Here is a 20726-nt window from a genome sequence, read left to right as displayed (position 1 = left end):
TTCTATTTTCAACGGCTTCGGCTAATTGCTCATTGTGTTCTAGCGTGAAAACGTCTTTGTCAAATATGGCACTGTTTTGAGTCAACTATTAATGTAATGGTGGGTAAAAATACTATAAAATTACGGGTAGCCCTTTCTCCAATTTAAAACTAAATGCCAAATTACCTTAATTATAACTTTTAAAAATAGTTTAAAAATAATAAGAGAATTAATATTTATGCAATAGTATTGAACAAGTTATTATTAGATAGACAACTAAATTAAACTTGCTTATTCCATCTGCAATAAAGATATTTATGGTATTTTTGATAAATATTCTTAACGATATAATGCTATTTTTGTACAACAATGTTAATGTAAGTCATTTATTAACAACAATTTAAGTAAAAAAAGTAAATGAAGATATTAATAACCGGTGGAGCAGGGTTTGTTGGCTCATCATTATCTATACAACTAAAAAAAAAATACCCTAATTATTCAATTGTTGCTTTTGATAATTTAAAACGGAGGGGTTCTGAATTAAGTTTAGTGGATTTTAAAAAAATTGGTGTAGATTTTATTCATGGCGATATTCGCAATCTTGAAGATATTAATTCGCTTGGGGAGTTTGATGTTTTAATTGAGGCATCGGCGGAACCTTCGGTGATGGCGGGTTTAAATTCCGATCCAACTTACGTGATTAATAACAATCTTTTTGGGTCTATAAATTGCTTTAATGCCTGTTTAAAAAATAAAGCCAAATTAATTTTTCTTTCAACTAGTCGTGTATACCCAATAAATAGAATTGAAAATGCTGATTTTGAGGATGAAGAAACACGTTTTTCATTCACCGATAAACAAACTGAAAAAGGAATTTCTAAGCAGGGTATTTCTGAAGATTTAAGTCTTCAAGGATCAAGATCATTTTATGGAACTACAAAACTAGCATCTGAACTTTTTATTCAGGAGTACGCTGCATTTTATAATCTGCAAGCAGCGATTACGCGATTTGGGGTAATTGCTGGACCTAGACAAATGGGTAAAACAGATCAAGGTATTGCAACTCTTTGGATGGCCAAACATTTCTGGAACCAATCTTTGAAATATATTGGCTATGGTGGTTTTGGGAAACAAGTAAGAGACTTACTTCATATTGATGATTTGGTAGAATTGATCGATTTACAAATTCACTCCATAGAAAAATTTAATGATAAAGTATACAATGTTGGTGGCGGTTTGGCTGGAAGTGCTTCTTTGCTTGAAATGAGTGGTATTTGCTCTCAAATTACAGGAAATAAAATTAAGATAGAGAGCGAAATCCAAAACCGTCCGGCAGATCTCAGAATTTTTGTTACTGATAATAGTAAAATTGAAAAGGAATTAGGGTGGAAACCAAAAAAAAATGTTGAAATGATTTTCTCAGATATTTTTAGTTGGATCAAAACAAATGAAGAGCAACTAAAATTAATTCTTAAATAATGATTGTTTTAGAAAATTTCTATAAGCTAATTAAGAAGAAAGAATTTTTAGGGTGTATTATTGCTCTTTTGTGTTCGTTTATTTTATTTCCTACCTTTTTCAATGTTGGAGTGTATCCTTTATCATCATTGGGTCCTTCTTGGTATTCTTTAGATCCTTCTTGGCAATTAACTCTTAATAAGGTTAATTTAGAAAATTTAGTTTGGGGTGAAGATTTCGCATTTACGTATGGGCCACTTTCTTATTTTTCAACAAGAATTGCGTGGGGAGTTAATAAATTTCATTTTATTCTCTTTGATCTTTTCGTTTTATTTAATTTTCTCTATATTTTTTATACAAGTTACTTAAAAAGCAATAACACAAGAATTACAACCCTCCTTATCTTTGCTACTACACTTTTGTTACCGAATCATTTTGGTTCTGGAATAGCTCTTATTCTTACAGCTTTTTTAATTTTTTGGATTAGGCTTAGTTTAAATGAAAACAAGCCTTTGTTTTATTTTATACAAATTGTACTTGTTGTTTTGACTTTTTTTATAAAATTCAATACTGGGCTTGTTTCATTTGTATTCTTTTTTGCTGGATTAATTTATAGATTAATTTATGCCAAGGATAATAAATTGCTAATCGCGTCATATTTTGTTAGTCCATTTATTTTTATTTTTATTTTATCTAAAGTATTGCATGTTTCCATAAAGGCTTACCTAATGGCTGGAATGGAAATGGTTAGCGGTTACAACGAAATTATGTGCTTAAATGAAAATTATGTAAATGAATTTAGATTTTCATTAGTTATTATTTTTAGTGCTTTATCAGTTCTTCTTTTAAAAGCTTTTAAAGAAAAAAGCTATTTGTTTAGAAACTTGATCGTGCTTTTTTTATTTTCTTCGACTATTTATATTATTTATAAACAGGCATTTACGCGACAGGACATTCAACACATACTTGAGTTTTACAAGTATGTGTTGTTATTTATACTATGTTTACAAGACTTTCATTTTAGCGAAACAGGAAAAAACTCCAACGTTGTTATAATTTCAATAGTTTTTATCGCGATATTTTTTGCTAAGAAAAGAGAGGATCATCTTCTTAATTTAATGAGTAGAATAACGAAGGTTGAATATTTTACAGGTGCATTGAACCATAGCGACACCGCAGGTATTTTTATGAGCGGAATTTACAATAAGTTTCCAGAACGTGTCATTACTAAAGTCGGCAATGATAAGGTAGATGCTTATCCTTGGAACACGCAAAGTTTGATTGAAAACAAACTAAACTTTTTTCCGCGTCCAACTTTTCAATCCTATACGGCCTACACGCCATATTTAGAAAATTTAAATTTTGAATACTATAATTCTGAGAAGGCACCAAAATTTGTTTTTTATGAATACGATGCCATTGATTCGCGTTATCCTTTATTTGATGAACCTAAGATGAATCTGGTTTTATTGAAGAACTACCAATGTATTGATACATTTGGGTTTTCAGGCCGACCCGTTTTGTTATTGGAAAAAATAAAAAACGAAAAAGTATCTCTTGAAAAAATACGTGAATACCAAATAGATACCAACACTGTTATTGTGCCTCAATCTAATGTTTACTATGAGTTGTTTATTTCTAGCACTTTAAAAGGTAAATTAGTTTCGATTCTTCATCAAGCGCCTGCTGTTTATTTAGTGATACGGACTAAGAATGGTGACGAGAGGCGCTACAAAACCTCAAAGAAGTTATTAGAATCTGGGATCTTTTTGAATAGAACTCTTAATTCCACCCTCGATTTTTATAAAGAAATTGGAAAGGACAGCACTCAGGTAAATACTGAGATAGAAAGCTATCATTTAAAGGTAGATGGCCCAGCGTTATTTAAAAATGAAATTAAAATAATAGAATATAAAATTAATTAAGGATGAATATATGTATTGTTACCGGATCTTCCGGATTGATTGGGAGTGAATCCGTTTCGTTTTTTTCTTCTAAATTTGATAAAATTATTGGCATCGATAATAACATGCGCGCAGTGTTTTTTGGAAAAGATGCATCAACCGAATGGAATACTAAACGGTTAGTCGATTCCACCGCCAATTTTGAACACCATGCTCTTGATATAAGGGATATGGATGGTCTTAATAAATTGTTTGCAAAGTATAACACAGATATTAAATTGATAGTACATGCAGCGGCGCAACCTAGTCACGATTGGGCGGCAAGAGAGCCTATTACCGATTTTACAGTAAACGCAAACGGTACATTAAATATGCTTGAAGCAGCACGATTGCATTGTCCTAAAGCGACATTTATTTTCACCTCTACTAATAAAGTATATGGTGATACTCCGAATTACTTGCCTTTGGTTGAATTAGAAAAAAGATGGGAGATTGACACGAAACATCCTTATTACAAAGAAGGAATAGATGAATTTATGAGTATTGATCAAACCAAGCATTCATTGTTTGGTGCGTCAAAAGTTGCTGCCGATGTTCTTGTTCAGGAGTATGGTAAATATTTTGAAATGAATACAGGTGTTTTTAGAGGAGGTTGTTTAACTGGCCCAAATCATTCAGGTACTCAGTTGCACGGTTTTCTTTCGTATTTAATGAAATGCGCCATAACAGGAGATAAATACACCGTTTTTGGATACCATGGCAAACAGGTAAGAGATAATATTCATAGTTGGGATCTGGTAAATATGTTTTGGCATTTTTATCAAAATCCGAAAAAAGGCGAGGTTTATAATGCCGGAGGCGGAAGGCATTCTAATTGCTCGATGGCAGAAGCTATTGATTTGTGTGAAAAAATAACTGGCAAAAAAATGAATTATGAATATACTGAGGCGAATAGAATTGGAGATCATATATGGTGGATAAGTGATCTTACAAAGTTTAAAAAGGATTATCCGGAATGGACGTGGAAGTACGATATTAATGATATTCTTACGCAAATTCATTCAAATATGTCTCAAAGACAACTCTAATTAAAGCCGAATTAAAAACAAGTAAATGGGGATAAGAACCAGAGTTATACAACTTTTAATTGATATCAATGAGAGGATTATTTTTTATCCTAAGCTAAAAAAGTTCTATACCGAGAAACTTAAAACTGATAGTATTACGATAATGGATGTTGGAAGTAATAAAGGACAAAGTATAGATTTTTTTTTAAATTTAGATTCAAAGGCTTCTATTTATGGATTTGAACCGAATAGAAATCTTTATCTGAATTTGGTTAAAAAGTACGACCACAACAAAAACATTCATTTAAATAATTATGGGATTAGTAACAAAGCCAGTATGTTACTTTTTCATGAAAATGTTTTGGATGAAACATCCTCATTTGAAGAATTAAATTATGATTCTGCTTATCTTGAAAGAAAAGCAAAAATTTTGGGTGTTGAGAAAAAAGGGTTGATTAAAAAATCTTATGAAGTAAAAGTAAAGGCTTTGGGCGATTTTTTAGCGGGTAAACAAAATCTATTTTTTGATGTGCTAAAGATTGATGTAGAAGGACATGAGTGGCAATGTTTAAAAGGTTTGTTTAGGAAAAAAAATGAGAATTATCCTATTAGGTTTATTCAGATAGAAAGTCATAACGATGATATGTACAAGAATTCTAACGGTGATAAAGTGTTAGGGCTTTTAAACGAAAACGGTTTTTTTGAGGTTGCTAGATTCAAACACGGATTTGGTGATTTTTATGAAATTATATTTGAAAATAAAAAAAATAAATGAAATTAAGTATTGTAATACCAGCCTACAACGAGGAAGAGTCGATTACTGAAACAATTGAAAAGATTGAAGAGGCTTTTAAGAACGTGAAAATTGATCACGAAATCTTTGTGGTGAATGATAATTCAAAAGACAATACTATAAAAGTTTTGGAAGGTCTTTCAAAACAATACCCTTCTCTGCGTTATGAAACCAATATGGGGCCAAATGGTTTTGGTTTTGCTGTGCGTTTTGGTTTAGAAAGGTATTCGGGAGACTGTGTGGCCGTTATGATGGCTGATTTATCAGATTCTCCCTACGATCTTATAAAGTTTTATACTACCATGTTAGAAGGTAATTATGATTGTGTGTTTGGTAGCAGGTTTATGAAAGGTGGAAAACTAATTGATTACCCTTGGTTAAAAAAAATAATTAATAGAATTGCAAACCGTATTATTCAAATCGTAATGCGTATTAAGTACAATGATACAACTAATGCCTTTAAACTTTATAAAAGGCATACTATTGACGGAATAAAACCTTTTTTATCGCCACATTTTAACCTTACGATTGAATTACCCCTTAAAGCAATTATCAGAGGATATTCTTATGCGGTTGTACCAAATAGCTGGACTAACAGGAAGTACGGGGAATCTAAATTAAAAATGCGGGAAATGGGCAGCCGATATTTTTTTATTCTTATGTATTGTTTTATTGAAAAGTATTTTTCGAGAGGCGATTTTAATAAGAAGTGGTAGAAAAAGAAGTTGCCTGCAATCATTTATTAACTTTCAATTAAATTTATAGTATGAGCATTCGAAGTGTAGCTAAATTTTTAAAGTTGAAGCAATTAAGTTCAAAATTTAATTTTAATGCATCACTTTATTTAAACAATAAAAAATTCAAGATTCCAATCATAAAGAATTTGGGTTTATTAAATCTTAAAGTTAAAGAAGATTGGTTTTTTAATTTTTTAAAAGATCTGAAATTGCCTTCCGATACTTCATTTATTGATGTAGGGGTTAATGTGGGACAAACCTTGCTAACATTCAGAAGCTTGTATAACAATCCTTATTATGGTTTTGAGCCCAATCCAAGCTGTGTTTTTTACCTCCATAATTTAATGGAAGTAAATGGGATGTTGAATACACATATACTTCCTATAGGTTTATCTTCAGAAAACAGTTTGGGAAGATTTTATCTTAAAAATGAAGTTGATTCTGCTGGTACTATTGTTAAAGATCTTCGACCTGATTATTACGAAACCGAAAAGATTAGTTACGTGCCTCTTTTTACGTTTGAAACCGTTGGTTTAAATGAAATAAAACCTATTTCACTTATTAAAATTGATGTAGAAGGTGCAGAATTGGAGGTAATAACGGGGTTGATTAATACAATTAAGAAACACCAACCTCTTATAATTTGTGAAGTGCTTGACTGTCATTCTGAAAGTAGCATACAAGCTATGCAAGAAAGAGCCACTAAATTGTTCGCTTTGATACAAACATGCGGGTATACTGTATACCGCATAATACATAAAACTAAACTAGAATTAGAAGAAGTTAAACAAATAAAACTTAAACTTTGGGAGCCCTCAAGCTTCGATCTTAACGATTATTTGTTTGTTCCTGGCAATGCTAAAAAACCTTTTTAAATTCAAACCAATTATTTCTTCCTGATAACACTTTTTATTAAGTATTTCAAAGCTTGCTTTTTTTCAACTTTACCTTCTGAGATGTTTTTTAGAGTGTTGTAGTAGATGTCTAAAAGTTCAGGATGAACAAGTTTACGAATTGGTTTGTTTTCTTTTGAGTAAAATGGACTTTTTGGTCCAGTAACTAAAAACATATTTTGTTTGTACCAATAATCAACTTGATTGTGTTCCCAAAAAAGCTCGCGTAAAGAATCATGAGAGGTGTACCCATGTTTTAAGAATAAGTTTTGCCAATATTCAGGCCATTGTTCATTTATATGATTTTGCCCGCCCTGTTGCGGAATAGCTGCCGAAAAAATTATGGTTTGACTTAAGTTACAGAGACTTTTTACGAAATTTTCAGCGCTTTTTTCAGAAATGTGTTCCGCTACTTCCAAAGAAATTGCAAGGTCAAATGTTTTATCGCTTTTTATTTCTTTTTCCAAATCTGCAATAACAATTTTACTCTTGTCAATAGCAATTTTTGAAAGATCTAAATGAGAGCCGTCGTAACCTAAAATATCATTAACGCCATGATCTTCAAATACTTTTAGCCATGTGCCAAGTCCGCAGCCTATATCAACAACACTTTTTGGTGAATACAGGTTAATAAATTGAGGAACAACAATTGTGGCGGCTTTAGTATTATGCTCCTCAGGAATATGAATGTATTTTATTTTTGCCATTTTATTAAAAACTCTTTTGTGTAATTAGGTAATAGTTGTTACAGAATTTTTTCATATCCGAACGTTGGTCTACTTCAAAACTCGCTACAATATTACTCTTTTTTATCAAACTTAAATGTCTAAATTTAAAGTTTGGTAAATAGTTATTGTAAAATGTTTGAAACGGGATTTGGAAAAAAAAAGATAGTAAAAGATATTTCGGCTAACACGCTACAAACATTTATCACTCAGTTATTTGGGCTAGTTATTTTCTATTTTACTTCCCGATATTTAGCTAAAGAAGATTTTGGGGAATACAATTGGTCGATGGCAGTTGGAACTACAATTATAACCATTGCCTCGCTAGGTTTGGATGTGGTTTTTATTAAACGAATAGCCCTAAATGAGAATATTCTTGTTATAAGCGGCATTCATTTTTTTCACACACTTTTGGTAGGGATCTTATTTAGCGTACTAGTTTTGCTAATTCAGAGTATTTTTCCATCATTTAAGCACTATCATCCTCTTTTTTTCATAGTTTTTGTGCACCTTTCACTCATAAATATCAGTAATTCCTTCCGTTTGTGTTTAATTGGACTTGAAACGTATAAGTCTCTGGCAGTAACGGCTTTAATCACAAATGTATTTAAGTTTGTTATTATTTTGGGGCTTTATTTTATTCGTTATTTTACAATAACAAACGTAGTATACGCTTTTATAATTTCAACAACTTTGGAACTTGTTTTAGGGTATTTTTTCGTGTCGCGGAGGGTATCTGCTAAAATAAAGCCGGTATTAAAAGTTAAGGAGTATAAGTATTTTATTATTGAATCTTTACCACAACTTGGCGTTGTTTTCTTTGACTCGGCTCTCGCAAGAATTGATTGGATTTTACTTGGTATAATAAGTACTGCAAGTATTACAGCAGAATATAGTTTTGCTTATAGGATGTATGAATCTTCAAAATTGCCTTTGATAATTATCTCACCCATTTTACTTACTCGATTTACCAAACTACTGCGAAGGGGAGGAAAAGTGGAAGATAAAAATATAAAGGATATTCAGCTATTTTATAAAGTAGAGCTTTTTATTGTGATGCTCATTCCAATTGTTTTGGTTTGTTCTTGGGCTCCACTGATAGATTATTTCACGAACAATAAGTATGGACAGGTTAACACACTTAATTATATACTTTTAGCGGGTTGTGTGCCACTTCATTGTGTAAGTAATTTTTTATGGAGTATTGGTTTTGCGCAAGGCCAATTAAAGACAATTATGTACATTACTATTGCTGTTGCTCTTATAAATTTTGGTTTAAATTATTTCTTAATTCCATTTTATGGTAGTAATGGAGCTGCTATTGCGTTTCTTGCTTCTACAGTTATTCAAACATTATTGTATGTGAAGTATATGGATCAAAAGATTATCAAACTAAATGTTAAGGTGACCATTATTGCTTTTATAAACGCTGTTGCATCCATTTTGATTGCAAAATCTCTGACAAATAATATTATATTTGTTACTGTTTTAGCGCTTGTTATTAGTGTTGTTATAGGGATTCTTACCAGACAATTAAACATAAAAGAAATCAAAACAATTTTAGTAAAAACGGAATAGTTAATGGAACAAAAGATAAGTATTATCATAAAAACATTTGAAAGACCTAAGTCACTTAAGAAATTATTACTTTCAATTAGAAATACTGGTTATTCGTTTCCTATTATTATTGTTGATGATAGTAAAGTTGATTCTGGGAAGGAAATTAAAGAATTATTCCCTGATTTAAATATAAAATATATCCCAATTGCTTTCGATTCAGGCTTGTCGAAAGGCAGAAATGTCCTTCTTAGTATGTTAACTACACCTTATTTTTTGCTCTGTGACGATGATTTTGTTCTAGATAAAAGATCGGATGTAGGAAAAGCATTTAATTGTATTGTAGAGAATAATTTTGATATTGTTGGTGGCGATTTTTACAATTACGTAACCGTTTCTAATTTAAAACGATTAGTAAAGTTGATTGTTAGTGAACCAAAAAAACTAAAAAGGTACATTTTTAATCAATACGAAACTAGTAGATATATTGGCAATTTTGTTATTAACGCGGATGAATGCAAATTGTTGATTTCTCATAAAAAACCAATTACCTCGCCACATAGGTGCGACATTGTTAATAATTTTTTTATTGCCAATACTGAGTCGATTAGAAAAATTGGTGGTTGGGATGACGAACTTAAGTTGGGTGAACACGAAGATTTTTTTCTGCGTGCGAAACAAAATGGTTTAAATGTTGCTTATTTGGATGGTTTTGGAACTGGACATTTTCCGATTATCAAATCGAATTATAAAAAGTTTAGATTCAGGGCAAGTCAATACAAAACTATTTTCGCAAAAAAACACAACTTTAAATATTATTCTGAAATACTTGTAGATAACAATGTAGTTCTCTTTGAGATTAAATGAATATTATAAAAGCTATTACCACGTAATTTTCTATGAACCTAAGATTTTCACATCAAATAAAAAACAAGATTTCCAATTTTGGAAAATCAACTGATTTGGTGTTACTGGTATTCCTGATTTTAGTACTTAATGTTAGCCTAATAGTTAAATTGGTAGGGATAATTTTTATTTACTTTTTACGGCCAAATTTCAAATTTGAATTTAGAAAGGGGCGGTTGCCATTATTTTACCCGCTCATTATATTCCTCTCACTAATCCAAATTGCAATCTTTTTTAATAACGACATAAAAGGTAATGTTGTGCACCTGTTGGGATTAGCTTTTTGGACGGCGTCTTTGTTGGTAATACATCAGCTTAGAAGAGCTTCCGAAATCCAAGACATTAAAAAGGTCGAGAAGGCGATAAGCTATTTTTTTATAATCAATGCTATTGTCTGTTTATATGAACTCATAAAAATTATGTTTGAAGTTAATACTATGAACCCATATTCTTTTGATGGATTTAACTACAAGTACTCAGCTTCAACAGGTGACTACATTAAAGGTGTAATGTTTGATATAAGTACTGCGAATATGATAGTTAATTCGTTTGGAATTTTCTATTTTCTTTATCAAAGAAAATATTTGTTATCCTTTGTCTGTCACGTCGTGGCAATTTATACAACTAGTAATTTAGGTAATTTTATTTTAGTGTTGTTTTTTGTATCTGTTTTAATTTTAGACGCATCTAAATTTCATAAAAGCTTAATTCTTTGTTATTTGACGTTTGCTGTAATTTTTATAATTAAAATATCTCCTTCAAATCTTCATTATTTAAATGTAAAAGCCAAAGACCTTTTGCATTTAAACGAAAAACCCATAACAACTCATTGGCACGATAATTCTGAAAAGGATCATTTAATTAGCGATTATGTCAAGCAAAAAAAGGGAGATCTGATACTGAAAAAAACTAGCAAGGAATTAGTTAATAATTTAATTATTGAGAAGAAGAAATTAGAAATAGAAAAACAGTTATCGGAGGATATTTCTGCGATAAAAGAACGAAATGAAAATAGGAACCACTTTGTATTATTATATAATTCGCTTTATGCTGATACTTCGGAATATTTGTATAAAAACTATTACGGTGTGATGCCCGGTAAGTATCTGTCGTTTGTTGAAACATTTAATTTTTCAAAAAGGAATACTTTAAATTTTCTAGTTGGAGCTGGTGCTGGAAATTTTTCTTCAAAACTGGCTTATAAGGCAACAAACATGGGATTTACAGGGAGATATTTTGAAAACTTAAAATACATATCGCCTGAATTTAAAGATAATCATTTAAAATTGTCGTTGAGTTATTTTGTTCAATCACCAGACGAGCATTCCATAATTAATTTCCCAAACTCAGTATTTAATCAGCTGCTTGGAGAATACGGTGTAATTGGTATTTTTCTTTTTTTCGCCTTCTATGTTGTTTTCTATTTAAAAAGATTTAAAAGACTAACATTTGGGAAAATTATTTTACCAATGTGTTTATTCTTTTTAATTACCGACTATTGGTTTGAGTCATTTACGATTGTTGTTATTTTTGAGTTAATGATGTTCATTGATATTGCAAAAAGTGGAAAAACAAAACAATCCCTAGATGAGTAAGAGCATACCTATAACAGCGCTAATGCCTGTTTATAATGGCGAAAAATATTTAAGAGATGCAATTGACAGCGTTCTTGGTCAAACCTTTAAAAATTTCGAGTTTTTAATTATTAACGATGGCTCTACCGATAATACTGAAAATATTATTAGGTCTTATAATGATGAACGAATTAAATTAATAAACAGAGTTAATGGTGGAGTTTCGAGCGCCTTAAATACAGGATTGGAAAGTGCAAGTGGTAAATACGTAGCAAGAGTAGATGCAGATGACATTTGCTATCCGACACGGTTTATGGAGCAGTATGAGTTCATGATCGCAAATCCCCAATATGTATTAATTGGTTCTGATGCCGAGTATATTAATTTACACGGAGATTTTATTTTTAATTATTCCTGTAACGGTCATACAAATGAAGAAATTGAAAAACGGATCTATGATAGGAACCCTTTTATTCACAGTGTAGTTTTTTTTTTAAAGAAAGAAATTCTTGAATGTGGTGGTTATGATCCTGATGCCCATACTTTTGAAGATCATTTACTGTGGATTAAAGTTCTTAAAAAGGGTAAAGTTTGTAACTTCCCAAAACCGCTTGTAAAAGTGAGGCTAAACCCTGAATCTGTAACAACCGATGAACGAGTTAGAGGAAAACGTTTTTTAGAACTAAGAAAGAACATATTATTAAGCAATAAACCAATTTCAAAGGAAGACGAAAGGGAGTTGAGTAATATTATTAAAAACCAAAACTCTATTAAAATTAAAAAATACGGTTACCATATGTTTGTGTCCAAAAAATATCTATGGAATAATTATCAACCAAAATTAGCTCAAGAACATTTAATTAAAGCTATAAAATTAAAACCTGTAGACTATTATTCATATGCCTTACTGTTTATTTCCTTCCTCCCTAAAAGAGTTATAAGTTCGCTTTATTCATTTATAAAATAGTCTTTTGTCACGCAAAAAAAAAATATTATTCATAATGCAACTGCCACCTCCAATACACGGTGTGTCAGTGATGAATAAAATAATAAAAGAAAGCAAACTAATAAACGATTCATTTGAATGCGATTATATTAATTTGGCAACAGCTAAGAACATTAATGATCTTCAAAAAGGATTCGTTTATAAATATTTTTTAACGGTAGGAATAGCATTCAGAGCCATTTATAAAATGATGTTTAATCGTTACGATTATGTTTATATTACAGTTTTTCCCTGGGGTTTTGCTTTTATTAAAGACTCTTTAATTGTTCTGATTGCAAGAATATTTAGATTAAAACCTATATTGCACCTTCATACACATGGATTTAAAAGGTCGGCCGAAAAGTCTCAATTTAGAAAAAAATTATACAAATACGTTTTTAAAAATGTGGAGGTTATCTGCCTTTCGCCTTTTTTAATTGAGGATATTGAGTTAATCTATAGTGGTGCTGTTTATATTCTGCCGAATGGTATCCCACAAGTTAATTTCGAAAATAATTACAAAGTAACCCAAGGTCCAGTAAAACTCTTATATCTTTCAAATCTTATAAAGGGTAAAGGCATTTTATTATTGATTAATGCTATCGAGAAATTAGTTGAAAGTGGTTATACCATTAAACTTCGGGTTGTAGGATCTGAAGGTGACTTAAGTTATTTGGATTTAGAAAAATTGATTAAAGAGAAAAAACTCAAAGAAGTCATTGAGCTAATTGGACCAAAGTTTGGGGAAGAAAAGTATGCCGAGTTTAGAAATGCAGATGTTTTCATTTTACCGAGTAATTATGATACATTTGGTTTAGTTCTTCTGGAGGCAATGCAATTTGGAGTGCCGTGTATATCTACGAATATAGGTGGTATTCCTGATGTGCTTGGTGAAGGGAGGGGGGTAATTATGAATGAAATAAGTTCAGACGCAGTGTATTTGGCGGTTAAACAGTTGTTAGATAACCCTGAGAAACGGAATAGTATGAGTAGTTTAGGCTACAAATATTATATTTCTCACTTTACTGTAAATGTTTTTGAGAAAAAATTATTTAATATTTTAGATCGAAGAGCCGATCAGATTGATGAACGTCTTATAAAAAACGGAATATGAAAATAGCTATAATAGGTACTCGTGGTATTCCAAATAATTATGGTGGTTTTGAGCAGTTGGCAGAATACCTTTCGCTTGGCTTAATTGAACATGGACATTCTGTTTTTGTATATAACTCTCACAAGCACGTTTACCAGGAAAAAGTTTGGAAAGGTGTGAATATCATCCATCAATATGATCCAGAAAAGACATTAGGAACTATTGGTCAGTTTATTTATGATTTTAAATGCATTGTAAATACACGTAAACATAAATTTGATGTTATCCTTAATTTGGGATACACGAGTAGCTCAGTTTGGATGCATTTGTTTCCTAAAAACAGCTACTTAGTTACTAATATGGATGGGCTAGAATGGAAAAGGAGCAAGTATAGTAAAAATGTTCAACGATTTTTAAAGTATGCAGAAAGCTTGGCGGTGAAAATGAGTGACGATTTAATAGCCGATTCAATGGCAATAAAGGAGTATTTACAAAACACTTATAAAGTTGACTCAAAATATGTTGCTTATGGTGCTGATCTTTTTGATATGCCAGATGTAAGCATTCTTAACCGTCTTAAAATACTACCTTATTCATACAATATGCTTATTGCTCGAATGGAACCAGAGAATAACATTGAAATGATATTGGACGGGGTACATGAAGCAAAATCAAATCACTCTTTTTTAGTGATAGGAAACTATAAAAATAAATTTGGCACCTATTTAAAAGAAAAATATAGACTAGACGAACGTATAGTTTTTATGGGACCAATTTATGAAATAGAAATAGTAAATAATTTAAGGTTTTATTCGAATTTTTATTTCCATGGACATTCTGTTGGAGGAACTAACCCTTCATTAATAGAGGCAATGGGATGTCATTGTTTAATTGCTGCGCATGACAATGTTTTTAATCGAAGTGTTCTTCTACAGAATGCATTTTATTTTAAAGAAGTAAATGATGTTCGTTCAATCATTGAAATAAAAGAAAATAAAACTGAAATAAACAAAGACTTTGTCAAAATTAATTATGAGAAAGTTAAAAGTGATTATAGTTGGAAAAAAATAGTACAAATCTATGAACAAATATTAACCTCAAATGCTAAGTCTTAAAAATCAAGATACTGTCTTTATAAATGAGGAGGATAAGAATGATGACTTAAAACTAATAGTTTTATTAATCTTAACATTTTCTTTGCCCTACGACTTATTCTATTCTTCAATCCTATTTATTACATTTTGTGCTTTAACATTACTGAACTTAAAAAAAAGTTATCTAAAGCGCATTCCAAAACAGTTTTGGGTTTTTCAGGGGATTTATTTTTTAGGTGTGATAGGTTATTTTTATTCATTGCATAAAAGCGACGCAGGATTTTTGCTTGAACGACAGTTGACAATTTTTTTAATGCCAATTATTATTCCAATTTCAATAAAGATAACGAGTGAAAGATTAAAAAAAATGTTAGAAGTTTTAACAATAAGCTGTCTCATTGCTATTATTTATTTGTTCATAAATATGTCTTATACTATTTATACGGTTCTTCATTTGCCATTTGTAAAAACTGTTTTCTCTGGAGCTTTTTTCAACCATCAGTTTTCTAGACCCTTAGATATTCACGCTGGTTACTTGTCACTTTATGTTGCTTTATCAATTATCTATCTCGTTACATTTACTATTAAACAAAAATTCGGATTAAAAATTATTATAGCATCTATTTGTCTTGTGATTTTATTGGCTGGGTTGTTATTTCTTGCATCACGTAATGCCATAATTTCAACATTGTTTGTTTTAATTTTCGTGTTTCCGTTTTATCATGTTACCAACAAATTAAGATATTTAATAGTGTCTACCTTATTGCTTTTTGCGGTTTTTTTCCTCGTGAAAAAGGTACCGTATTTAAACACAAGATTTTCTATTGAATTAATTTCTGAAATTAAATCAACTGGTAATGGCGAATTTATAAATTATAGCGCCACAGAACCACGAATAAAACGTTGGGAATGCGCAATGGATCTTATTAAGGAATCACCGGCTTTTGGTTATGGTACAGGTGATGAGATTGAAATGCTTAAGACTAGGTATGCTATAAAAGGATTATTTATTTCTTACTTAGAGAATTTCAATACTCATAATCAATACCTTTCTTTTTGGGTGAAAAATGGCTTTATTGGGCTTATTATTTTTATTAGTTTGTTTTTTTATTACATCTATCTGGCAATTAAGAATAGAGATTTTATGTACCTATCATTTCTATTGTTATTAATGATAGGTTTTTATACGGAAAATATTTTGGATGCTAATAAAGGAATCTTGTTTTTCGCAATCTTCAATACTTTTTTTGGTTATAGCGCTTTATCCGCAATAAATAAAACCAAAGTGTAAAGCGCTATTATGATGTTTTAATTCTAAAACTTAATTTACCTTATATTTACACCTCATAATATTTAATGAAAACCATAATTACCAGCAACGATAAATCTTTCCTCAATCTTAGTGAATTAAGACGTTATAGTAGCCTGTTAAACAATCTGGCTAAACGTGATTTTTTAGTGCGCTACAAGCAAGCTTTTGCAGGTATTATTTGGGCACTTGTGAAACCGCTCATTAATATTCTGGTATTCGGATATATTGCTAGCAAAATAAATAGCGGACAAGATGCTGCGACTAATTTTGTTTATGTTGCGTCAGCGATGGTTTTGTGGCAACTGTTTTCAAACGTATTTAACGATGTTAGTAATTCTATTGTTGGAAATTCAAATCTCTTTTCAAAAGTGTATTTTCCAAAAATTATAATTCCAATTGGCTCCACACTTGTATGTCTTGTGGATTTCTTAATCTCGCTTATCATTCTTGTGGCTCTTTTCGTAATTACTGGCAAAGACCTTCATTGGCAACTGATTCTAACACCAGTTTTTATTGGACTTACTTTAATTAATGGATTAGGACTCGGACTTTATTTCGCAACCATCAATGTGAAATTCAGAGATATTAAATTTATAGTTCCTGTTATGATTCAATTTGGAATGTATGTAACGCCTGTTATCTTTTCTTCAGCCTATTATTTGGAAAGAATTCCAACGTCCCTGCACTGGTTGTTTTGTCTTAACCCAATGGTTGGTGTTATTGATGGATTTAAGTATTGTTTGTTTGGTGATGTGATTACATACCACTACATCTATTTTTTCCTTTCAATTTTTTCTTCTTTCTTGTTTCTTTTTATTGGAGTTAAGTACTTTTATAAGTTTGAGAGAAACTTTGTTGATTATATTTAGGCTCCTGATTCTAGTCGACCGACCAGTTTTTCTGAAAAAGGATATTCAAATCTTCTGGCAAATAGCTGCGGTGAGCTTTTTAGGGTTTCATAATCTGTCTCATCAAGTACGGCAGGCATATTTCCATGTCTTAATTCCCACACAATGTGTCTTAGATTATCGTTAACAACATGATCTTTAAAAGGTGAATTAAGAATAAGCGTCTGAAAAAAAAATTCCTCAGCACAAAAAGTGAAATTAAATTTTTTTAAAAAGGATGGGTTTTGGTAGATATAATCTTGGATGTATAGACAGCATTCAGAGCTTAAGGTCCACCAAGTAGAACCGCCGAAAAGCTCCAGATTGCCAAGTTTTTTCGCTCTTTTAAGGTTGAGTTTTTTTTGTAAACGAATGCATTTATGGATCAAAAAACCGTAGCGTCCCTTCGCATCTATATAATCATGTAAATTGTAATAATCTACTCTGTCCATTCCTCCGTTTTCCCAGTTAGGTGTTGGAAGTTGGAAAAACTCAAGAAACTGTTTACCGGAATTTTTTGTAAGAAATTCGTCGATTAATAGTGGCGATTTTATCGGAAAATCATGTCCGCTTATTAGATGAATGTATTTGGTTTGCTTATTCTCCAAAGCCATGTTCATGAGCAGAAGAATACTTTTAAGATGGGCCATGCCGCCCCAGTTGGTTTTATAACGACGGCTTAATGCTACGTTTTTGTTTTTTTGAAGGTTTAAAATTTCCTGTTCTGAAAGCCGACTTTTTTTGTCGATATGAATGTAAAAAAAGTAATTTTCATCAAAACAATTAATAATTCGCTGCAAATGATGTACGTTTTTATATGCGGTTATCAAGATGGCCTGCTTCATTTTACGAATTTTGACTGTGCTGCAAATATACCCATTGGTTATTAATAAATAGTGGTTCAAAATATCAGAGCAGACGTGTATTTTAAGTGGTTTAAAACGATTTTTTTATGTTATTTTTAAAGATTATTAAGTGCCAAGGATTTAGAATCAATAGCGCTTAAATAAGCTAAAACATAGGAAAGGTAAATGAGTGGGGACACCATCATAAAAGTAGAAGGTTTAAGTAAAAAATACTTATTAAATAAAAACAATTCACCTAAAAGCGATACGTTATATAGCGCTCTTTTTAATACGTTTAAAAATGTTCGCAATGTTTCTAAAAAAGGAAATAAAGAAGATTTTTGGGCGCTGCAGGATATTTCTTTTGAAATAGAAAAAGGTGATCGGGTAGGGATCATTGGCAGAAATGGCGCCGGTAAATCAACTTTACTTAAAATTCTGTCGAGGATAACGCCTCCTACTGCTGGTAAAATTGAATATTCAGGCAGAATGGCTTCGTTACTAGAAGTTGGGACAGGTTTTCACGGCGATCTTTCTGGAAGGGAAAATATTTATTTGAATGGGTCTATTTTAGGAATGACCAAACAGGAGATTGATAAAAAGTTTGATGAGATTGTCGATTTTTCGGAAGTAGAAAAGTTTATTGATACGCCAGTTAAAAGATACAGTAGCGGAATGTACGTTCGCCTTGCCTTTGCGGTGGCCGCAAATTTGGAACCAGATATTTTAATAGTTGACGAAGTATTGGCGGTTGGTGATGCGCAGTTTCAAAGAAAGTGCCTTGGGAAAATGGAAGACGTAAGCACCAAAGAAGGTAGAACGATTTTGTTCGTGAGTCACAACATGGGTGCTGTGCAAAATCTTTGCAACAAAGGACTTTTTTTACAAGAAGGTAAAGCAATCAATTACTCCGATATTTCTACCGTTATTAAACAGTATTTAGATTTTGGGAATACGGTTTCTAATTCTGTGTTTACCTTTGAAGACCAAGAAAACTATAAAACTTCCAAAGCTTATTTTACAAAGGTTGAATTAAAAAATAAAAATTCAGAACATACTTCTGACTATCCCGTTGGTGATGCAATTAATTTTCATATTCAATTTGAATCTAGTATTAAACTCGATGGAACCGTCGTGGGACTTGGTATTTTATCAGCCACAGAACTTCCTATTCTTACAACCTGGTCGAAACCCGAGAATTTTAAAGAGGGAATGAATGAGATTATTTTCACTTTCGACGATATTTTTCTAGCGCCTGGTTATTATAAAATCGCGATCGGAATTTCAAGAGGCAACGAGGTTTTGGATTACAACACAAGTACCGTCTTTTTTAATATTTCTGATATTATTAATATTCCAAATGCCGATAGATTAGTAAACACAAACAGTGGCGTATTAATGAACCAGTTAACCTATAAAATCAGTTAATGTTTTTTCCAGACAAAATAAAAAGCATCGCTCCTAGAGATCTTGTTTTGGAAATTGGTCCAGGAAGTGATCCTTTTCACAGGTCGGATGTGCTTTTGGAACTAGACTATAAAAATGAGGCAGATCGGATCAAACAATTTGGTCACTCAGACCCTTTAAAGAGCGAGAAAAAAGTTGTTTTTTACGATGGAACAAAGTTTCCTTTTGAAGATAAGTCTTTTGATTACGTGATATGTTCTCACGTACTAGAACATGTGGTTGATGTTGAGTTTTTTTTATCAGAAATATTTAGGGTGGCTAAGCGTGGCTATTTTGAATACCCTTTGGTTACTTATGATTACCTCTATAATTTTGACGTACACCTTAACTTTTTGAAGTTTAATGGAACTGAACTTTTTTTGATGAAGAAAAATGAAACGACCTTGGACTCTCTTAGACCTTTACAAGCCTTTTTCTTAAAAACATTAGAGAGTGGGTATGGTGATTTTTTATCAAAAATTCCACATTGTTTTTTTGAAGGATTTGAATGGAATAAACCTTTTAACGTAAAAAGAAAAAACGATTTAAATAACTTTATTTCTATGGATTTTGACACGCATTCTTCGCATCAAAGCAACGAACCTTCGATAAAAGGATCTTCGAAGTTACTTTTGCGAGCCATAAAAAATAGAATCAAAAGATAATATGTTTAACAGAGATCAGTATATAAACAGCCCAATCGAGATTGAAAACGAATTACTTTTTCTTTTAAAAAAAGATCAAGTGAAATCGGTATTCGATATTGGTGCATGTGAAGCGGAAGACTCTATTCGTTACTCCCTCTTATTTCCAAACGCTACTATTTATGCCTTTGAACCACGCACAGATAACATTGCAATTGGTAAAGAATCTATAAAAAAATATGAGCGAAAAAACATTGTTCTTGAAAATATTGCTTTAAGTAATGCTAATGGTGTGGCTGAGTTTTTTTTGTCTGAAGGGCGTCCGCAGGATGCTGGAAATGAAGAATGGGATTTTGGAAATAAGTCAAGTTCTTTATTACCTCCATCTGAGGAGATGAAGAAACACACTTCATGGCTAAAATTTGATAAACGTATTGAAGTACAAACCTTGCGACTACAAGATTACGTTTCTTCAAAGTCAATTTCTGAAATCGATTTTGCGCACATTGATGTGCAAGGCGCAGAACTAATGGTTTTGGAAGGAGCAGGTGATTTTTTAAATAAAATTAAACTTATTTGGATGGAAGTAGAGGCAGTCGAACTTTATAGAAATCAGCCACTAAAAAACGACATGGAAGAATTTATGAAAAAAAATAATTTTGTGAATGTGTTAGATACTGTGAATGCAGTGGCCGGCGACCAACTTTATGTCAACACTTCATATTTTGAACCCACTAGCATAAAGGCTTTTAAAAAGACGTTTAAGACTCAGACTCTAAAAGCTAAGATTAGATCTTTCTTTAAAAAATAATTTATTTATGCGTTCA

General features: G+C 31.4%; 19 protein-coding genes. 17 read left to right on the top strand and 2 right to left on the bottom strand.

Annotation, left to right across the window (positions count from 1 at the left end; genetic code table 11):
• Positions 1 to 396 precede the first annotated feature (396 nt).
• Genes P2086_RS14685 through P2086_RS14660 form a run of 6 tightly spaced genes read left to right on the top strand, consistent with a single transcriptional unit; the run spans position 397 to position 6813 of the window.
• Positions 397 to 1458 carry an NAD-dependent epimerase/dehydratase family protein gene (locus P2086_RS14685; protein WP_317897505.1) on the top strand — a complete coding sequence of 354 codons (1062 nt, stop codon included), beginning with the start codon at positions 397 to 399 and terminating at the stop codon, positions 1456 to 1458.
• A complete protein-coding gene (locus P2086_RS14680; RefSeq protein ID WP_317897504.1) occupies positions 1458 to 3362 on the top strand; it encodes a hypothetical protein in 1905 nt (634 codons plus the stop codon). The genes P2086_RS14685 and P2086_RS14680 overlap by 1 nt, the downstream gene beginning before the upstream one ends.
• Before the next feature lie 2 nt (positions 3363 to 3364).
• Entirely contained in the window at positions 3365 to 4429 is a 1065-nt protein-coding gene (locus P2086_RS14675) for an NAD-dependent epimerase/dehydratase family protein (protein WP_317897503.1), read from the top strand.
• A gap of 25 nt (positions 4430 to 4454) precedes the next feature.
• Positions 4455 to 5183, top strand: a complete 729-nt coding sequence (locus P2086_RS14670) for an FkbM family methyltransferase (protein ID WP_317897502.1) — start codon at positions 4455 to 4457, stop codon at positions 5181 to 5183.
• Complete coding sequence (locus P2086_RS14665; RefSeq protein ID WP_317897501.1) at positions 5180 to 5917, top strand: glycosyltransferase family 2 protein; 738 nt, start codon at positions 5180 to 5182, stop codon at positions 5915 to 5917. The genes P2086_RS14670 and P2086_RS14665 overlap by 4 nt, the downstream gene beginning before the upstream one ends.
• Positions 5918 to 5967: 50 nt before the next feature.
• Positions 5968 to 6813, top strand: coding sequence for an FkbM family methyltransferase (locus P2086_RS14660; protein WP_317897500.1), 846 nt, complete (start codon positions 5968 to 5970; stop codon positions 6811 to 6813).
• 11 nt (positions 6814 to 6824) lie between these two features.
• Here P2086_RS14660 and P2086_RS14655 read toward each other — a convergent pair whose 3' ends face one another.
• Positions 6825 to 7538, bottom strand: a complete 714-nt coding sequence (locus tag P2086_RS14655) for a class I SAM-dependent methyltransferase (RefSeq protein WP_317897499.1) — start codon at positions 7536 to 7538, stop codon at positions 6825 to 6827.
• Between the two features lie 153 nt (positions 7539 to 7691).
• Here P2086_RS14655 and P2086_RS14650 point away from each other — a divergent pair, with 153 nt between their 5' ends.
• The 8 genes from P2086_RS14650 to P2086_RS14615 all read left to right on the top strand — a co-directional run bounded on the left by P2086_RS14650 (position 7692) and on the right by P2086_RS14615 (position 16946).
• Positions 7692 to 9134, top strand: coding sequence for an oligosaccharide flippase family protein (locus tag P2086_RS14650; protein WP_317897498.1), 1443 nt, complete (start codon positions 7692 to 7694; stop codon positions 9132 to 9134).
• Between the two features lie 3 nt (positions 9135 to 9137).
• Positions 9138 to 9980, top strand: a complete 843-nt coding sequence (locus P2086_RS14645; protein ID WP_317897497.1) for a glycosyltransferase family 2 protein — start codon at positions 9138 to 9140, stop codon at positions 9978 to 9980.
• A 458-nt stretch (positions 9981 to 10438) separates the two neighbouring features.
• Positions 10439 to 11614, top strand: a complete 1176-nt coding sequence (locus P2086_RS14640; protein ID WP_317897496.1) for a hypothetical protein — start codon at positions 10439 to 10441, stop codon at positions 11612 to 11614.
• Positions 11607 to 12560, top strand: coding sequence for a glycosyltransferase family 2 protein (locus P2086_RS14635; RefSeq protein ID WP_317897495.1), 954 nt, complete (start codon positions 11607 to 11609; stop codon positions 12558 to 12560). The genes P2086_RS14640 and P2086_RS14635 overlap by 8 nt, the downstream gene beginning before the upstream one ends.
• A gap of 4 nt (positions 12561 to 12564) precedes the next feature.
• On the top strand, positions 12565 to 13692 hold the full coding sequence (locus P2086_RS14630) for a glycosyltransferase family 4 protein (RefSeq protein WP_317897494.1): 1128 nt from the start codon (positions 12565 to 12567) through the stop codon (positions 13690 to 13692).
• Entirely contained in the window at positions 13689 to 14786 is a 1098-nt protein-coding gene (locus P2086_RS14625; protein ID WP_317897493.1) for a DUF1972 domain-containing protein, read from the top strand. The genes P2086_RS14630 and P2086_RS14625 overlap by 4 nt, the downstream gene beginning before the upstream one ends.
• Entirely contained in the window at positions 14773 to 16056 is a 1284-nt protein-coding gene (locus P2086_RS14620) for an O-antigen ligase family protein (RefSeq protein ID WP_317897492.1), read from the top strand. Before P2086_RS14625 ends, P2086_RS14620 begins: the two co-directional genes overlap by 14 nt.
• Positions 16057 to 16121: 65 nt before the next feature.
• On the top strand, positions 16122 to 16946 hold the full coding sequence (locus P2086_RS14615) for an ABC transporter permease (RefSeq protein WP_317897491.1): 825 nt from the start codon (positions 16122 to 16124) through the stop codon (positions 16944 to 16946).
• Here P2086_RS14615 and P2086_RS14610 read toward each other — a convergent pair.
• Positions 16943 to 17809, bottom strand: a complete 867-nt coding sequence (locus tag P2086_RS14610; RefSeq protein ID WP_317897490.1) for a beta-1,6-N-acetylglucosaminyltransferase — start codon at positions 17807 to 17809, stop codon at positions 16943 to 16945. The two genes, P2086_RS14615 and P2086_RS14610, sit on opposite strands and share 4 nt — an antisense overlap.
• Positions 17810 to 17995: 186 nt before the next feature.
• On the opposite strand from P2086_RS14610, the gene P2086_RS14605 reads away from it, so the two are divergent.
• From P2086_RS14605 to P2086_RS14595, 3 genes are read left to right on the top strand one after another with little or no spacing between them, the layout of a single operon-like run.
• Positions 17996 to 19237: an ABC transporter ATP-binding protein gene (locus tag P2086_RS14605; protein ID WP_317897489.1), complete on the top strand. Its 1242-nt coding sequence runs from the start codon at positions 17996 to 17998 to the stop codon at positions 19235 to 19237.
• Positions 19237 to 19920 (top strand): methyltransferase domain-containing protein, encoded by a 684-nt coding sequence (locus P2086_RS14600; RefSeq protein WP_317897488.1) that lies wholly within the window; start codon positions 19237 to 19239, stop codon positions 19918 to 19920. The genes P2086_RS14605 and P2086_RS14600 overlap by 1 nt, the downstream gene beginning before the upstream one ends.
• A 1-nt stretch (position 19921) precedes the next feature.
• Entirely contained in the window at positions 19922 to 20710 is a 789-nt protein-coding gene (locus tag P2086_RS14595) for an FkbM family methyltransferase (RefSeq protein WP_317897487.1), read from the top strand.
• Positions 20711 to 20726 lie beyond the last annotated feature (16 nt).

The organism is Aurantibacillus circumpalustris (genome assembly GCF_029625215.1).
In the GTDB taxonomy this organism is placed as follows: domain Bacteria; phylum Bacteroidota; class Bacteroidia; order B-17B0; family Aurantibacillaceae; genus Aurantibacillus; species Aurantibacillus circumpalustris.
Note: the sequence above shows the minus strand (reverse complement) of the source record. Positions and strands in the feature narration are given on the sequence as shown.

What these genes read in the sequence shown, in the direction of transcription:
- P2086_RS14655 (WP_317897499.1), bottom strand. Translation starts at nt 7,538, where the DNA reads ATGGCAAAAATAAAATACATTCATATTCCTGAGGAGCATAATACTAAA.
- P2086_RS14635 (WP_317897495.1), top strand. Translation starts at nt 11,607, where the DNA reads ATGAGTAAGAGCATACCTATAACAGCGCTAATGCCTGTTTATAATGGC.
- P2086_RS14685 (WP_317897505.1), top strand. Translation starts at nt 397, where the DNA reads ATGAAGATATTAATAACCGGTGGAGCAGGGTTTGTTGGCTCATCATTA.
- P2086_RS14620 (WP_317897492.1), top strand. Translation starts at nt 14,773, where the DNA reads ATGCTAAGTCTTAAAAATCAAGATACTGTCTTTATAAATGAGGAGGAT.
- P2086_RS14650 (WP_317897498.1), top strand. Translation starts at nt 7,692, where the DNA reads ATGTTTGAAACGGGATTTGGAAAAAAAAAGATAGTAAAAGATATTTCG.
- P2086_RS14660 (WP_317897500.1), top strand. Translation starts at nt 5,968, where the DNA reads ATGAGCATTCGAAGTGTAGCTAAATTTTTAAAGTTGAAGCAATTAAGT.
- P2086_RS14605 (WP_317897489.1), top strand. Translation starts at nt 17,996, where the DNA reads ATGAGTGGGGACACCATCATAAAAGTAGAAGGTTTAAGTAAAAAATAC.
- P2086_RS14670 (WP_317897502.1), top strand. Translation starts at nt 4,455, where the DNA reads ATGGGGATAAGAACCAGAGTTATACAACTTTTAATTGATATCAATGAG.
- P2086_RS14595 (WP_317897487.1), top strand. Translation starts at nt 19,922, where the DNA reads ATGTTTAACAGAGATCAGTATATAAACAGCCCAATCGAGATTGAAAAC.
- P2086_RS14610 (WP_317897490.1), bottom strand. Translation starts at nt 17,809, where the DNA reads ATGAAGCAGGCCATCTTGATAACCGCATATAAAAACGTACATCATTTG.
- P2086_RS14680 (WP_317897504.1), top strand. Translation starts at nt 1,458, where the DNA reads ATGATTGTTTTAGAAAATTTCTATAAGCTAATTAAGAAGAAAGAATTT.
- P2086_RS14640 (WP_317897496.1), top strand. Translation starts at nt 10,439, where the DNA reads ATGTTTGAAGTTAATACTATGAACCCATATTCTTTTGATGGATTTAAC.
- P2086_RS14600 (WP_317897488.1), top strand. Translation starts at nt 19,237, where the DNA reads ATGTTTTTTCCAGACAAAATAAAAAGCATCGCTCCTAGAGATCTTGTT.
- P2086_RS14665 (WP_317897501.1), top strand. Translation starts at nt 5,180, where the DNA reads ATGAAATTAAGTATTGTAATACCAGCCTACAACGAGGAAGAGTCGATT.
- P2086_RS14645 (WP_317897497.1), top strand. Translation starts at nt 9,138, where the DNA reads ATGGAACAAAAGATAAGTATTATCATAAAAACATTTGAAAGACCTAAG.
- P2086_RS14625 (WP_317897493.1), top strand. Translation starts at nt 13,689, where the DNA reads ATGAAAATAGCTATAATAGGTACTCGTGGTATTCCAAATAATTATGGT.
- P2086_RS14615 (WP_317897491.1), top strand. Translation starts at nt 16,122, where the DNA reads ATGAAAACCATAATTACCAGCAACGATAAATCTTTCCTCAATCTTAGT.
- P2086_RS14675 (WP_317897503.1), top strand. Translation starts at nt 3,365, where the DNA reads ATGAATATATGTATTGTTACCGGATCTTCCGGATTGATTGGGAGTGAA.